This is a genomic window from Chromobacterium vaccinii (assembly GCF_000971335.1).
In the GTDB taxonomy this organism is placed as follows: Bacteria; Pseudomonadota; Gammaproteobacteria; order Burkholderiales; family Chromobacteriaceae; genus Chromobacterium; species Chromobacterium vaccinii.
The window spans coordinates 1-14,409 of record NZ_JZJL01000029.1 but is presented as its reverse complement, the minus strand read 5'-3'; the positions used below and the strand labels follow the sequence as shown (position 1 = coordinate 14,409).

Sequence of the window (14,409 nt, the reverse complement as noted above, 5' to 3'; positions counted from 1 at the left end):
CGCCGATGTATACTGCAGGCATAATCACAACAAGCCGCAATCGCCATGATCCTCGTACACACGCCCAATCCCAAGGAAGTCGCCGCCTACCTCGACCTGTTCCGGGCGGCCATGCCGGAGGAAAGCTTCGCCAGCCTGGACCAAGCCGATCTCGGCCAAGTCCGCCACCTGATCGCCTGGGGCCTGCCCGATGGGCTGATCGCCCGCCTGCCCAAGCTGCGGGCGGTGTTCGCGCTGGGCGCCGGCGTGGACAAGCTGCTGTCCCGGCCCGATCTGCCGGCCGATCTGCCGCTCTATCGCCTGCTGGACAGCGGCATGGCGGCCCAGATGACCGAATACATCCGCTACGGCGTGCTGGGCTACCAGCGCAATATGGACATCTACCGCCGGCAGCAGGCGGCGGGACAATGGCGGATGCTGGCGCCGCGCCTGCCCGGCGACATCCGCGTCGGCATCCTGGGCCTGGGGGAGATAGGCTCGGCGGCGGCCAAGGCGCTGAGCAAGGACGGTTATCAAGTCAGCGGCTGGAGCCGCAGCCCCAAGCACATCCACCATGTGCGCAGCCTGCATGGCGACGCCGGCCTGGAAAAGCTGCTGGAAAACAGCGATGTGCTGGCCTGCGTGCTGCCGTCCACGCCCCAGACCCAGGGCCTGCTCAACGGAGAGCGGCTGTCGCTGATGCCGCCGGGCTCCATGCTGATCAACGCCGGCCGGGGCGACCTGCTGGACCAGGACGCCCTGCTGGCCCTGCTCAACAACGGCCACATCCGCTGCGCGCAGCTGGACGTGTTCGCCCAGGAGCCCCTGCCGCACGGGCATCCCCTGTGGCAGCACCCCTCGGTCGCCATCACGCCGCACATCGCGGCGATCACGCTGCGCCAGCAGGCGGTGGAACAGATCGCGGCTAACCTGCGCAAGCTGGCCGCCGGCATGGAGGCCGATGGCCTGGTGGTGAGAAGCCAGGGCTACTAGCGCCTGTCGACGCTCATTTAGAGCCGCCGACAAAACCCCTGATGCTGCATTGCGTCGACTTTTCGTACGGCTTGCGCTGTCTGCGTCGGCGCGCCTCGCCTCAGGTTCTCCACGAGGTTTTGTCAGCGGCTTTTAAGACGTAGCCGGATGCTGCGCGCGGAGCAAGCCGTCTGGCCGGCCGCCTGTACAAACAGGCAATTGACCTTGCCTTAATTCATACTGTCGCTTTATAAGAAACTGAAACCAATAGACATTTTTATTATTAAAATAAAATGTCAAATTCATAGTAATAAAGTACAGTAGCGCCTCTTTCCGCTGATTTCTACCATGCCGCCATTTCTCTGCTGCAACGCACAAAGGGGTATGAAATGGCCCGCATCGCTCAATCCATCCGTGTGGAACCCGCCAGGCTGCCCGACCATGAAAGGGAAGCATTGGCGCGCGAACTGTTCCAGGTCCACGACGCCATCTTCGCCGGCACCGACCTTCCCACCTTCGCCAATCTGGTGATGGCTCCGCCCTCCGAGCACAGCAGCCTGCTCCTGCACCGGGATGAAACCGGCCGCCTGGTGGGCTACTGCACCATGCACCGCTTCCGCCGCCAGATAGGCGGGCGCACCTGCAGCGTGCTGCGCGCCCAGTCCGGGTTGTACAAGGAGTTCCGCGGCAAGAACAGCAACATCACCTTCCTGATGCGGCAAGTGATGTACCACTGGCTGCAACACCCGCTGCGCCCTCTGTATTTCTTCGGCGTGATGCTGCACCCGTCCAGCTACGCGGTGCTCCACCGTTTTTCCCACCGTTTCTGGCCCGCGCCCGGCCAGGACAACCGCCACCCGCTGGCGGCCAAGGCCTGCGAACTGTTCGCCAGCTTCAACATCACGCCGGTGTCGCCGGACCGTCCCTTTATCGCCAATCTGGGCATCCTGACCCGCGAAGGCAAGGACGACCATCAGCTCTGGCAGAACTCCACCAAGCCGTCCGACCGCTTCTTCCTCAGCGTCAACCCCGGCTACCGCCAGGGCGATGGCCTGCTGGCGCTGGTGCCGCTGTCGCCGCTGGCCGTCGGCCACGCGCTGGTGCGCTGGGTGAAAATGCGCAAGCAGAAACGCGCCCGCTGAATCCATCCGCCCCCGGACCGGACGCAAGGCAGCGCCGGCCGGGGCGGTCCCACGCGCTTGATAAAGTCCAAGATTATAAGCATGTCCGGCTCGCCCTCCCGCAGATAACCCACCGTGCGCCAGCGCCTTGCCGCTGTCCGGGTAGAAACACACTTCATTGGGATGGTTCAGGCCGACGCCGAGATAAACCAGATCCTCATCGTAAGGATTGGCCAGCTGGCAGGCGACGCCGGTGCCGGCGCCGGGTCAGTTTGGCGCCCAGCCTTCCCTTCTGCTCGTCCAGAAACGGCGTCAGCAGCCGGCAGGCTGCCGCCCCAGCGCTCTCCCTCCCGATAATCCTTCTCCTCCGCATCTCCGGCATTCGCCGCATTGGCGGGCCTGCCGCGCCTGATGCTCTCCCGAGAAGATTCAAACCAGCCGGCGTCCATGCCCCGGCCGTCCGAACCGCATATCCATGGATGAAAGGAAAACCCACTCTTCACGCCATCGACACGTCAATCCGGCCGGCGTACGATAAAACCATGTAAAAACCATGGGAAAACAGCCGTGACGCAAGACACCGACCCCATCACCGCCCCCGCCGAACCCGACGCCACGGCCAAACCACGCCGCCAATCGGCGCGCGAGCGCAATCTCCAGCGCGTGCACGACGAATCGGTCCAGATCATCGAACAGACCAGCCGGCAGCCGATGGCTCTGCAGGTGGCGCAGGCGCCCCACGGCAGCGACGAAGACAGCATCAGCGCCGAATTGCCCGCCGACTACCCCTACCACACCCGGATGCGCCGCGCCGAATACGAGCGGCTGAAGCAGGAGTTGCAGATCGAGCTCTTGAAAGTGCAAAACTGGGTCAAGGAAACCGGGCAGAAGATCGTGATCCTGTTCGAAGGACGCGACGCCGCCGGCAAGGGCGGCACCATCAAGCGCTACATGGAACACCTGAACCCGCGCGGCGCGCGGGTGGTGGCGCTGGAAAAGCCGTCGGACCTGGAGCGCGGCCAATGGTATTTCCAGCGCTACATCGCCCACTTGCCCAGCGCCGGAGAGATCGTGTTCTTCGACCGGTCCTGGTACAACCGCGCCGGCGTCGAACGGGTGATGGGCTTCTGCTCGCCCCACGACTACCTGGAATTCATGCGCCAGACGCCGCAACTGGAGCGGATGCTGGTCAACAGCGGCATACGCCTGTTCAAATTCTGGTTCTCGGTCAGCCGCGAAGAACAGCTGCGCCGCTTCATCTCGCGGCGCGACGATCCGCTGAAGCACTGGAAGCTGTCGCCGATCGACATACAATCGCTGGACAAGTGGGATGACTACACCTCGGCCAAACAGGCGATGTTCTTCCATACCCACACTGGCGACGCGCCCTGGACGGTGGTGAAGTCGGATGACAAGAAACGCGCCCGCCTCAATTGCATCCGCCACTTCCTGTCGCGGCTGGACTACCCCGGCAAAGACCCGCGCGTGGCCCATGCGTCCGATCCTCTGATCGTCGGGGAACCATCCGCCATGCTGGGCCGGGAGGAGCATGACGCGCTGAGTTTCTGAGCGGTCCATCGCGGCGACAGGCCGACGCGCCGGCCTGTCGCCGCCCCCACCTGTCCTTTCTAACTAGCTAGGCCATTTTCCTCTTGTGGTCGTTTAGATCAAATGCATAATATGCGCTCCGCCTTGCTCGCGGCAGCATCGCGCATACTTCGCCCAAGTCAGACGTCAAGGCAGCAGATGAACATGAATTCCAACACGACCACCAGCCAGCGCGCGCGCGCCAAATCAGCAATCAGCCGGCTCTTTCCCCCGATCTTGTTTCTCGCCGCCAGCCTGCTCTCTCTCGCCCCAATGGCTCGGGCCGCCGGCGTCACGCTCACGATCAGCGGCAATATCGGCAAATTCACCAATCAGCCCGCCCGCAATTACGTCTTCAGCGAAGCCGAATTCAACGCGCTGCCGATGCGCGAAATCAGCACGGCGACCGACTGGACGCCCAAGGGCACTTTCCGCGGGCCGCTGGTGCGGGAGCTGCTGGCCAAGGTCGGCGCGCAAGGCCGCCAGATCAAGTTTTATGGCGAAGACAACTACAACGTCACCATTCCCGCCAGCGACTTCAGCAAATACGACGTCATTCTGGCCAGAACCTGGAATAACAAACCCCTGCAGCTGAACGACTTCGGCCCATTCTGGGTGATGTACCCCATTCAAGACATGTCGACCTCCGAAACGAGCGGAATCTTCATCGCCAAACTCGCCTGGCAAGTCACCCGCATCGAGGTCAAATGACTCGTTATTTCCGTCTCGTGCTCAGCAGCATAGGAGGGCTGGAACGCGCCTTCCTCGCCCTGTCGCTGCTCGCGACCGTGATCATTTCCTTCACCTTGTACGCTGCGGTCATCAAGCGCCCCATCACCAACAAGGCTTCCGATCTGTACTGGATGGTGGCGCAGATGCAACTGACCTTCAATCGCCTGGAAATGGATGCCTGGCGGTACCACTCCGGCCAGATCACCCGCGAGGAGACCGACAAGAGCTACGCCATCGCCGAAAGCAAATACCAGCTGTTCACCCGCTCGTCGCTGGTCAACGCGGACCTGGAAAAAATAGAAGGCTTCGACCAGATCAAAGACCTGCTGACCAAGATCTTCCGGCATCCGCCGCGCCAATGGACGAAGCAGGACGCGCTTGAGCTGTCGAGCGACATGGAACAAATGCGCCCGCTGCTGGCCGACTATGGCGTCAAGGCCCGCTACGCGGAAAACAGCCTGATCGTGCAGCAAATGCGCATGGTGGAGCGGCACCAGACCATGTACCTGCTGGGCCTGATGTGCTGGCTGGCCTTTCTCGGCATCTTCTGGTTCGTGCTGCACCGGCTGGCGGAAATCAAACGCCACTCCATGCAGCAGCAACAGGTTCTGGAACGGGAGCAGGCGGCCAGGGCCGCGCTGGTTCGGACCGAGTTGGCCCGAGACACCTTCCTCGCCACCATCAGCCACGAAATCCGCTCGCCGCTGCAAAGCATCCAGACCTGCACCGAGCTGCTGGAATACAGCATCCCTGCCGACAATCCCGGTTACGCTTACCTGTCCCGCCTCAAGCAGAGCAATGCCTACCTGCTGGCGCAAGTGCGGGACATCATGGACATCTCCGCGCTGAAAAACCATCAGCTCGCGCTCGACCCCGCCGCCACGGACATAGAAGAACTGGTGGCCTGCATCATCGCCGTGCATCAGGGCAATGCCGAGGCCAAAGGCCTGGCGTTGACCGTGGCCGTGCCGCCGATGCCCATGCTGTGGCTGGACGGCAACCGGCTGCGCCAAATCATGTGGAACCTGCTGTCCAACGCCATCCGCTACACCGACCAGGGGCAAATCCGCCTGGAAATGGAATATCACCCCCGAAATCTGACGCTCAAAGTCGCGGATACCGGGGTGGGCATTCCCGAGGACATCAAAGTCCAGCTGTTTCGCCCCTTCACCCGCGGCAAAACGCGCCGCCCCGGCAGCAGCGGCCTCGGGTTGGCGATCGTGCACGAGCTGGTCACGCTGTTCGGCGGCCAGATCGAGGTAGACAGCCAGGAAGGCCGCGGCACCACCTTCACGCTGAACCTGCCGGTTCAAGAAGCTGCCATACCGGAAAACAGCGATGCCGCCGGCAGCGGCCAAAACCGCGTCCTGCTGCTGGACGACGACGATCCGATACGCGAATCCTACGGCGCGCTGCTGCAGGAAAACGGCTACAGCGTGGCCAGCTTCGCCACGGTCAACGACGCGGCGGCCCAGGTCATGCGCCACCGCTTCGACGTTCTGCTGATAGACCTGCAAGTCGGCGCGGCCAGCGGCTATGAAGTTGCCGAGGCTGCCCGCCGCTTCGGCCCGAATCAGCATACGCCCATCATCGGCATGACGGCGTTCCAGCAAGAGTTCAACGACGCCCGCAGCGCGCTGCTGGCAGGCAAGCTGGAAAAACCGTTCAGTTTCTCCCAACTGGAACAGCTGCTGTCCATGCATCTGCCGCGCAACAATGCCGGTGCGCCGGCGTAGCTCCCGGCAACGGCATTGTGACCATAAGGCCACACAGGATATGGTTCGCCCAGCGCCACTCGCCACAAAACCCTGCCCAAAATAAAAAATATCCTTTTATTTTCAATAAAATACCCAAACACTACCCGCCAAGGAACATACTAATGCTTGCCCGTTTCCCCAAACGCCGCCATCCGGGCCCGGCCAGCCATTCGGGGAGAAGCACATGCACGATCTACAGTTCATCCGGGAACACAAGAGCCAGATCAATCACGCGCTCAAGCCCTTCCACCTTCACCACCTGCGCTACGTTCCAGACGTCTGCGCCGGCAATGCGGACCTGGTCTTGCTGATCGCGCCATCGCCGGACACCTCCTATTTCGACATGTTCCAGATGGAGGAAAGACTGACGGAACAATTGGGCGTAAGCGTGCAACTGATCAGCGAGAACGGGCTCAGCAAGCAGGAGCGCCAGCAACTGCTGGAAATCGCCCAGGAAATTTGAGCGCCTTCTGCGCCGCCGCGCGCGATGCAGGACGTTCCGCCAACCGCGGGCGGCGGAGAGCGGCTGCCTCCCTCCCCCCTGAACGAAACCATCCGCCCCGGACAAACCACGGCAACCGGCTTCTGCGCTTGATCGCCGTCGTTCGCATCGCCGACACCTTCTCCTGATGTCACCGGTCCATGGCATCCGACCACCTCCCCAGCCCCGCTCCCCGCGCGAAATGCACAAGCGGATTGCCTGTACCGCTACGCAACCGTTATATTCAATTCAACTAAGAAATTTTACTTAGTTGGCTAGCGCAGCACTCGCCATCCACGCAGGAAATCGCCATGAGCCGCACGCACGCAAAATGGGGCCATCTGAGCACCCGCATCACTCTGGTGGCCGCCGCCGCCATTTCCCTGGCTTTCGCGGTCATGATCGCGCTGATCGCTCAGCTCAACTACACCTCGGCGCTGGACACCGGCTACCAGCTCTCCTCCGAGCAAGCCGACAGCTACGCCAAAGACGCAGAGAACACGCTGTCGCAAGGCTTCCTGCTGCCGCGCCACCTGGCGGACTCCGTGGCCGGCGTCAAGCGCGGCGGCAAGCCGGACCGCAAGCAGACCGACAACGTCATCCAGGAAATGCTGGACCATGCGCCGCAATCCATCGGCCTGTGGATGCTATGGGAACCCAACGCCTTCGACGGCGACGACAACGCCTACCGCTTCGACTGGCCGCGCCACGACCCTACCGGCCGCTACCAGCCCTACATCACCCGCAACGCCCAGGGCAAGGCTCAGATGGACGTGATGATGTCGGCCGACCGCATCAAGGAATTCCCCAAGTACAAGGAACATCCGGAAACCTACAAGCCGGACTACGAGAAGACCGGCTGGGGCGATTTCTACTTCGTGCCCAAGCAGCGCGGCCGCGACACCATCACCGAACCCTATCCTTACGAGGTGCAGGGCAAAATGGTGCTGGAAAGCTCGCTGGCGGTGGTGATCAAGGATGCCGCCGGCAAAATGCTGGGCGTGTCCGCCACCGACGTGGCGCTGGACCAGCTGCAGAAGCGCTTCGGCCAGATCCAGCCCGGCGGGAACGGCTTCATCCGCATCGTGTCCGAAGGCGGGCTTTATGTGGTCAGCCCCAAGGCTGAACTGCTGGGCAAGCCGGTGCCCAAGGAGGATGCGCTGTTCCCCCACCTGGCCGACGTCAAGAAAGGCGAGGACTTCGTCTATGAGGACGGCGGCTTCACCCACTTCTTCCACCCGATACGGATAGGCGAGACCGGCCAGTTCTGGTCGCTGGGCATCAGCATGCCCACCGCCGCGCTCACCGCCGACGCCCGCAAGGCCATGCTCAGCGCCATCGCCATCGGCGTGGTGGCGCTGGCCTTGATCCTGCTGCTGCTGGCCGCCGCGATCCGCTCCCAGACCCGTCCGCTGAACCGGCTGGCCGAGACCATGGAACAATTGGCCGGCGGCGGCGGCGACCTGACCATCCGCATAGACATCGCCAACCGCGACGAGATCGGCCGCACCGCCGACGCCTTCAACCGGCTGCTGGACAGCCTGCGCGACATGTTCGTCAAAGTGCGGGACCAGAGCCGCCAGGTGTCCGAGTCCGCGCTGACGCTGAGCCAGTCGGCCAGCCAGGTGCACGACGCCTCGGCGCAACAGTCCGACGCCGCCACGGCCAGCGCCGCCAGCGTCGAGCAGGTGACCGTCGGCGCCCAGCACATCGCCAATACCGCGCAGCAGGCCGGAGACATCGCCCGCGAAACCGGCTCCCTGACCGAGCAGAGCGTGGCCAAGGTCAACCGCGTCACCAGCGAAATCCAGCGCATGACCGACAGCATGCATGCGTTGGCCGAGCGGATGAACGGCCTGGGCGAGCGCTCCAGCGAAGTGACCACCATCGTCGGCGTGATCAAGGACATCGCCGACCAGACCAATCTGCTGGCCTTGAACGCGGCGATCGAGGCCGCCCGCGCCGGCGAACTGGGCCGCGGCTTCGCGGTGGTGGCGGACGAAGTGCGCAATCTGGCCGGCCGCACCGCCGAAGCCACCATCCAGATCACCCGCATCGTCCAGGCGATCAGCAGCGAAACCCAGCAGGCGGTCAGCGACGTGCGCCACAGCAGCCAGCAGGTGGATCTCAGCGTCGGCATCGCCGAGGAAGCCAATCAGTCGATGCGCGAGGTGCAGAGCTTCAACGGCCAACTGGTGACCAGCATCGTCGACATCGCCTCCGCCACCCGCGAGCAATCGAGCGCCAGCGTGGAAATCGCGCAGAACGTCGAGCGCATCAGCAGCATGGCGCAGAGCAACAACCAGACCGTGCGCGAGGTCAGCGATGCCGTGAGCCGGCTACGCGAACTGTCCGGCGAGCTGGAGCAACTGGTCGGCCGCTTCAAGCTGTAAGCGCCCTTCCCCCCGCTCCAAGCCCGGCCACGCCGGGCTTTTTCATTGCCGCCCGTCCGCTCAAATCCCCGCCGCGCGCCAGGCCAGCAGCACGGCGAAACCCAATAGCAGCAAGCCGCAGCCTGCATCCAGCCATCGCCGGCCGCGCGCGCCCAGCCGGGACAACAGCGCCCCTCCGCCATAGGCCAGCGCCAGCCACCACGACGCGGAGCCGCAGAATACCCCGGCGACGATGGCCAGCTGTTGCGCGCCGCTGGCCGGCATGCCGCCGGACAAGCCGGCCGCCACCGCGGCGAAAGACAGAATGGTCATCGGATTGCTCAAGGTCAGCAACAGCGTGCCGGCATAGGCGCGCCGCAAGCCGACGCCGCTCTCCTCTCTATCAGCCGGCTCAAGCGCCGGACGCCGCAGCGTGGCCATCCCCATCCAGGCCAGCAGCGCGCAGCCGGCCCAGCCCAACGGCCGTGCCAGCTGGCCGGCGAGATGCAGTGTCATGCTGCTGCCCGCCACGCCCGCGATGGCGAACAACGCGTCGGCGCTGGCCGCGCCCAGCCCGGTGGCCAAACCCAGCCGCGGCCCGCCGCGCAGGGTGCGGCTGATGCACAACAAACCTATCGGCCCCACCGGCGCCGCTATCGCCAAACCTATCAAGCTCGCCTGCCAGAACATGTTTTCTCCTCCCTCGGCCATAGCCATAGTCTGCCGCCATGCCAAACCGATGCCCATGCATTTTCTTCGCCTGGACGCTATGCTGGCCTTGAAAACCAAGGCAAAGAGACAAAGGGAGTTTACGAATGGAAGTAGACGCCAAAGCTTGGGCGATATTGGCCGCCCTGCAGGCCAATGCGCGGCAATCGCTGACCGAACTGGCGCAGACCGTCGGACTGTCGGTGCCTGCGGTGTCGGAACGGGTGCGGCGGCTGGAGGAAGCCGGCGTGATCCACGGCTATCACGCCTGGGTGGCGCCGCTGCGCGCCGGCTACGCGCTGTCGGCGCTGGTGGGCATCACCGTGCCGCAGCCGGACAAGAAAACGCTGCTCGCGCGGCTGGAGGCGATGCCGGAGGTGATGGAATGCCATCACGTCACCGGCGTCGACTCCTATATGTTCCGTCTGCTGGCGCGCGACGTCTCGCATCTGGAACAACTGGTGGCGAGCCTGAACGACCTGGGCGAGACCCGCACCGCCATCATCCTGTCCACGCCCATCCAGGGGCGGCCGGTGCGGCCGCCCCGCTGAGCCGGTTTACAAGTCCAGCGCCACCTGGTGGTGCAGCAGCCACTCGTTCAGGCCCAGCGCCATCTCCAGCCCGGCGCGCTCAGGCGAGGCGCTGGTCTTGCCGAACGGCCGGTCCAGCAGCTTCCACGCGGCGGCCTTGTCCAGCAGCGGCAGCGCCGGCGACGAGGCGTCGTCCAACACCCGGGTCAGGCCCTGGCGCAGCGCCTGCTCGTAGGCCGGGTCCTGGGTGGCCGGATACGGGCTCTTGACGCGCTGGACGATGGAGTCCGGCAGCACATCCTTGCCGGCCGCGCGCAGCAGGCTCTTTTCGCGGCCGTCGAAGTTCTTCATGCTCCACGGCGCGTTGAACACGTATTCGACCAGCCGGTGGTCGCAGAACGGCACCCTCACCTCCAGCCCTACCGCCATGCTCATCCGGTCCTTGCGGTCCAGCAACGCCTGGACGAAGCGGGTCAGGTGCATGTGGCTGATCTCGCGCATCCGCCGCTCGCGCGGACTGTCGGACGCCAGCCGCGGCGCCTCGGCCAGCGCCTGCGCGTAGCTGTCGCGGCGAAAACCCGGCATGTCCAGTTCGCGCAGCAATCCCGGCGCGATCAGCGACTGCCCGTCGAAGAAGGAGCCGCTGGGTCCGGCCAGCCACGGGAAAGTGTCGCCGTCCACCGCGGCGGCGTCGTGGAACCAGCGATAGCCGCCGAACACCTCGTCGGCCGACTCGCCCGACAGGGCCACCGTCGATTGCGCCCGGATCGCCTCGAACAGCTTGTACAGCGACGGCAGCATGTCGCCCCAGTAGGCCGGCGGCAGGTCCTGCGCGCCCAGCACCGCGGCGCGCAGGCGCGGATCGGCCAGCTCGCGGCTTTCCAGCAGGATTTCCTGGTGCTCGGTGCCGGCGTGGGCAGCCAGATCGCGCACGAAAGGCGCGTCCGGCGAGCCGCGCAGGTAGTCGGCCTCGAACTCGACGCCGTGCTTGACGAAATCCACCGAGAACGAGCGCACCGTGCCCTTGCCCTGGCGCTGCATGCTTTTCGCGGCCAGCGCGGTGACCACCGACGAATCCAGCCCGCCGGACAGCAAGGTGCACAAGGGCACGTCGGCGATGATCTGACGCCCCACGATGTCTTCCAGCAACGCGCGCACGGTGTGGATGGTGGTCGACAAGTCGTCGGCGTGCTCGCGCGCCTCCAGCTGCCAGTAGCGGCGCTTGCTCAGGCCGTTCCGGTCTATCGCCACGATCTGGCCGGGCCGCACCTCATGCATGCCGGCGAACACCGCGGCCTCCGGCGTCTTCACCAGATCCAGCATTTCGCGCAGGCCCTCGGCCGTCACCCGCCGCTTCGCGTCCGGGTGGGCCAGGATGGCCTTGGGCTCGGAACCGAACAGCACGCCGTCCGGCATCGGATAGTAGTAAAGCGGCTTGACGCCCATCCGGTCGCGAACCAGCAGCAGCCGCTGCTCGCGCGCGTCCCACAGCGCGAACGCGTACATGCCGTTCAGCCGCTCCAGCATCGCCTCGCCCCATTGCAGATAGGCGCGCAGCACCACTTCAGTATCGCTGCGGGTGCGGAAAGCGTGGCCCAGGCTCTGCAGCTCGCGGCGCAGCTCCTGGAAGTTGTACACCTCGCCGGTGTAGACCAGGCACGCCAGCGTCTTGCCGTCCTCATCGGCGGTCATCGGCTGGCGGCCGCCCTCCAGATCGATGATGGACAGGCGGCGGTGACCCAGCGCCGCATGGCGGTCCAGCCATAGCCCCTCGTCGTCCGGCCCGCGCCGGGCCATTGTCCGCGTCATCGTCTCCGCGACCGCGCGCTGCTCCCGCAGATCGCGCTCGAAACTCACCCATCCGGCAATTCCACACATGGTTTGGCTCTCCTCTTGTCAGGCGGCCGGACAGAACGATCTGCCCGGTCCGCATTATGCTTTATGCATAATCAGTCAGAGAAAGGCCGCCGCGCGCGTGGAACTGGTAATAAGAATGGGATGTTGACGTATTTCGCTCAGGCCCGGCATGACCCGGGCCTGGGCGTCAGCCCGCCTGGCGGCAGGCTTTGTCCGGCGCCTGGTATGAACGTGAGACGTCCAGCGGCGCGGCGTAGGGAGAGGACCAGGTCTGTTCGTGCAGTTCGGCGATGCGCCTGGCCATGGACTCGCTGCGCAGCGCCACTTCCAGATTGCGCGACTTGTCCATATAGCCGCCGCTCCAGTTGCTGGTGCCGACCCAGGCTATCCTGCCGTCTATTTCCATGGTCTTGCTGTGAATGACGCGGGCGAAGGGGATGCACGCGCCATCCCGCGGAATGGTCACCACGCGAACCTCCATGCCTGGCAGCACAGCCAGGCTTTTCAGATAGTCCACGCCCGGCTTTTCCAGATTCCAGTCCGACACCATCAGCTTGACCCTGACGCCGCGCGCCAGCGCGCCGCGGATGGCATTGTCGAATACCGGGTAGTAGCTGCGCGGCTTGCCGAAGCTGAGCGGCGCGTAATCCAGCAACTGGATGCGCACCTCGTCCTTCGCCTCGGCCATCAAGCGCGGCAACGCCTGTTCGGAATCGCCGACGCCGTCCGGATTGTAGGCGTTGGGGCTGGCCAGCAGCACCGCCGGCTGGGACAGGTCCGCCGCCTGCTCCACCTCGCGCAAGGGCTTGACCTTGCCGCCGGCAGCCAGCGTCGCCTGCGCCGCCCAGTCCTGTTCGAAAATGGCCTGCATGCGGCCGGCCATCGCCGCGTCGTCAACCTTGAGGCCGGTCTCATGGATGTGCTGCAGCGAGCGCCAGTCGAAATTCTGGCTGCCGACATAAGCGGACTGTCCGTCCGCCACGATGAATTTGGCGTGGATGATGCCGTTGCCGGTCAGCTGGTTGTAGTCGAGCTGGCGGTACTCCAGATTGGGAATGCGCTTGAGCCGCTCTATCGTCGCCGGGTCGCTGGCGAACATGCCTTTCTTTTCCATCAGGAAGCGGATCTTCACGCCGCGCCGCCCGGCGGCGTCCAGCCGCTCGATGACGCCGTCCATCAGGCTGCCGGGCTGTCCCGCCACATAGAACTGCTCCAGCGCGATCTCCCGCTTGGCCGAATCGAACAACTGTCCCCACGCCGTGGCCGGGTCGCGCAAATCCGGCGTGTCCAGGCCGGCATGCTGCGGCGCGGTGTGCACCAGCTCGAAACCGGAAATGGAGAAATCGGCGCGGGCCAGCGAGGACGCCATGATCAGGGCCAGCGGCCACCAGCGTTTGGACATTGCAGCATCCTTTAGAAAAGGGCGCATCATGCCATGGACATGTTAAGCGGGTGTGTAGCCGGCACGAAAAAAGGCTGCCCCGCAGGGACAGCCGTCAAGACGGACCCGCTGTGGTCCGTCAACGAAGCGAAAGCAGCGAAATCACGCGATAGCGGCTGATGCCCAGCAGCGCCGGCACCAGTTGCTGCAAATGGTTGAAGTCGGCGGTCTGATTGAGCCGGGCGTTGAAATCGCTGACGAAGCCACTGGCCCAGCTTTGCTCATCGGTGCGGGCCAGCTGCCCTATCGATTGCCTGGCTTCGGCAATCGCGCTGCCGATGGCCGCGCGGGTTTGCTGCAGCTGGGCGATGGAGCGCACCACGCCTTGCAGGGTCTGCCGCACCTGGGCATGGTCGTCCAGCTGCCACTGCCCCGCGTCCAGCGCAGCCGGCTCGGCCTGGGCCGGCAACGGTTGCGGCATGCCGCCGGGAAAGCGCATGCCGCCGCCGCGCACGGTCAGGCTGTCGCGCAGGCGCGCCCAATCCTGCTCGCTGCAGCTGAAGCCCAGCCGGCCATGATCGTCCAGCTCGCAGCGCGCGCCCAGCGGACCGAGCGCCTGGTTCAGCCTGCGCAGCGCGGCGTCGCGGCTGATGCCGTCGCCCACCCGCACCGCGGCCGGCGCGTTCTGCCCATCCAGCGCGAACACCAGGGTCTCCGGCTGGCCGCCGGTCAGGCTGTCCAGGTCCAGGCCGCGCACGCTGAAGCTTTGCCGAGCGGGCGCGCCCAGCGATAGCCGCAACTGGCTGTCCAGACTCCCCGCGCTGTCGGCCTGGCGACGTTGCCAATTAGCCTCCAGCTCGCCGCGCTGGAACTTGAGGCTGCCGCTGTCCAACTGGCGCTGCGACAGCTGCCGGCTGAGATTGCCCTTGAAG

General features: G+C 64.8%; 12 protein-coding genes. 8 read left to right on the top strand and 4 right to left on the bottom strand.

From position 1 onward, the window contains the following. Positions 1-45: 45 nt before the first annotated feature. From VL52_RS14620 to VL52_RS14590, 7 genes are all read left to right on the top strand, one after another. Positions 46-972 (top strand): 2-hydroxyacid dehydrogenase, encoded by a 927-nt coding sequence (locus VL52_RS14620; protein ID WP_046157709.1) that lies wholly within the window; start codon positions 46-48, stop codon positions 970-972. Between the two features lie 368 nt (positions 973-1,340). After that, positions 1,341-2,093, top strand: coding sequence for a hypothetical protein (locus tag VL52_RS14615; protein WP_144408865.1), 753 nt, complete (start codon positions 1,341-1,343; stop codon positions 2,091-2,093). A 690-nt stretch (positions 2,094-2,783) separates the two neighbouring features. Further along, positions 2,784-3,641: a polyphosphate kinase 2 gene (gene ppk2, locus VL52_RS14610; protein WP_313900555.1), complete on the top strand. Its 858-nt coding sequence runs from the start codon at positions 2,784-2,786 to the stop codon at positions 3,639-3,641. A 177-nt stretch (positions 3,642-3,818) separates the two neighbouring features. Beyond that, positions 3,819-4,370: a putative pterin-binding protein gene (locus VL52_RS14605; protein ID WP_160298948.1), complete on the top strand. Its 552-nt coding sequence runs from the start codon at positions 3,819-3,821 to the stop codon at positions 4,368-4,370. Beyond that, the gene (locus VL52_RS14600; RefSeq protein WP_046157706.1) at positions 4,367-6,127 is read left to right on the top strand and encodes a hybrid sensor histidine kinase/response regulator; all 1,761 of its coding nucleotides are present in this window, start codon (positions 4,367-4,369) and stop codon (positions 6,125-6,127) included. Before VL52_RS14605 ends, VL52_RS14600 begins: the two co-directional genes overlap by 4 nt. Positions 6,128-6,332: 205 nt before the next feature. Then, a complete protein-coding gene (locus tag VL52_RS14595; protein ID WP_046157705.1) occupies positions 6,333-6,611 on the top strand; it encodes a hypothetical protein in 279 nt (92 codons plus the stop codon). 329 nt (positions 6,612-6,940) lie between these two features. Next, positions 6,941-9,022 (top strand): methyl-accepting chemotaxis protein, encoded by a 2,082-nt coding sequence (locus VL52_RS14590; RefSeq protein WP_046157704.1) that lies wholly within the window; start codon positions 6,941-6,943, stop codon positions 9,020-9,022. Between the two features lie 60 nt (positions 9,023-9,082). On the opposite strand, the gene VL52_RS14585 is transcribed toward VL52_RS14590, so the two are convergent. Beyond that, positions 9,083-9,691, bottom strand: a complete 609-nt coding sequence (locus tag VL52_RS14585) for a LysE family translocator (protein ID WP_052729311.1) — start codon at positions 9,689-9,691, stop codon at positions 9,083-9,085. Between the two features lie 125 nt (positions 9,692-9,816). Here VL52_RS14585 and VL52_RS14580 point away from each other — a divergent pair, with 125 nt between their 5' ends. Continuing rightward, the gene (locus VL52_RS14580) at positions 9,817-10,260 is read left to right on the top strand and encodes an Lrp/AsnC family transcriptional regulator (RefSeq protein ID WP_046157703.1); all 444 of its coding nucleotides are present in this window, start codon (positions 9,817-9,819) and stop codon (positions 10,258-10,260) included. A 6-nt stretch (positions 10,261-10,266) separates the two neighbouring features. On the opposite strand, the gene asnB is transcribed toward VL52_RS14580, so the two are convergent. The 3 genes from asnB to VL52_RS25030 all read right to left on the bottom strand — a co-directional run. Next, positions 10,267-12,117 (bottom strand): asparagine synthase (glutamine-hydrolyzing), encoded by a 1,851-nt coding sequence (gene asnB, locus VL52_RS14575; protein WP_046157702.1) that lies wholly within the window; start codon positions 12,115-12,117, stop codon positions 10,267-10,269. A 166-nt stretch (positions 12,118-12,283) separates the two neighbouring features. Next, positions 12,284-13,498, bottom strand: coding sequence for a phospholipase D-like domain-containing protein (locus VL52_RS14570; protein ID WP_046157701.1), 1,215 nt, complete (start codon positions 13,496-13,498; stop codon positions 12,284-12,286). A gap of 118 nt (positions 13,499-13,616) precedes the next feature. Next, the coding region (locus VL52_RS25030; RefSeq protein WP_046157700.1) for a hypothetical protein at positions 13,617-14,409 on the bottom strand (793 nt) is incomplete at its 5' end.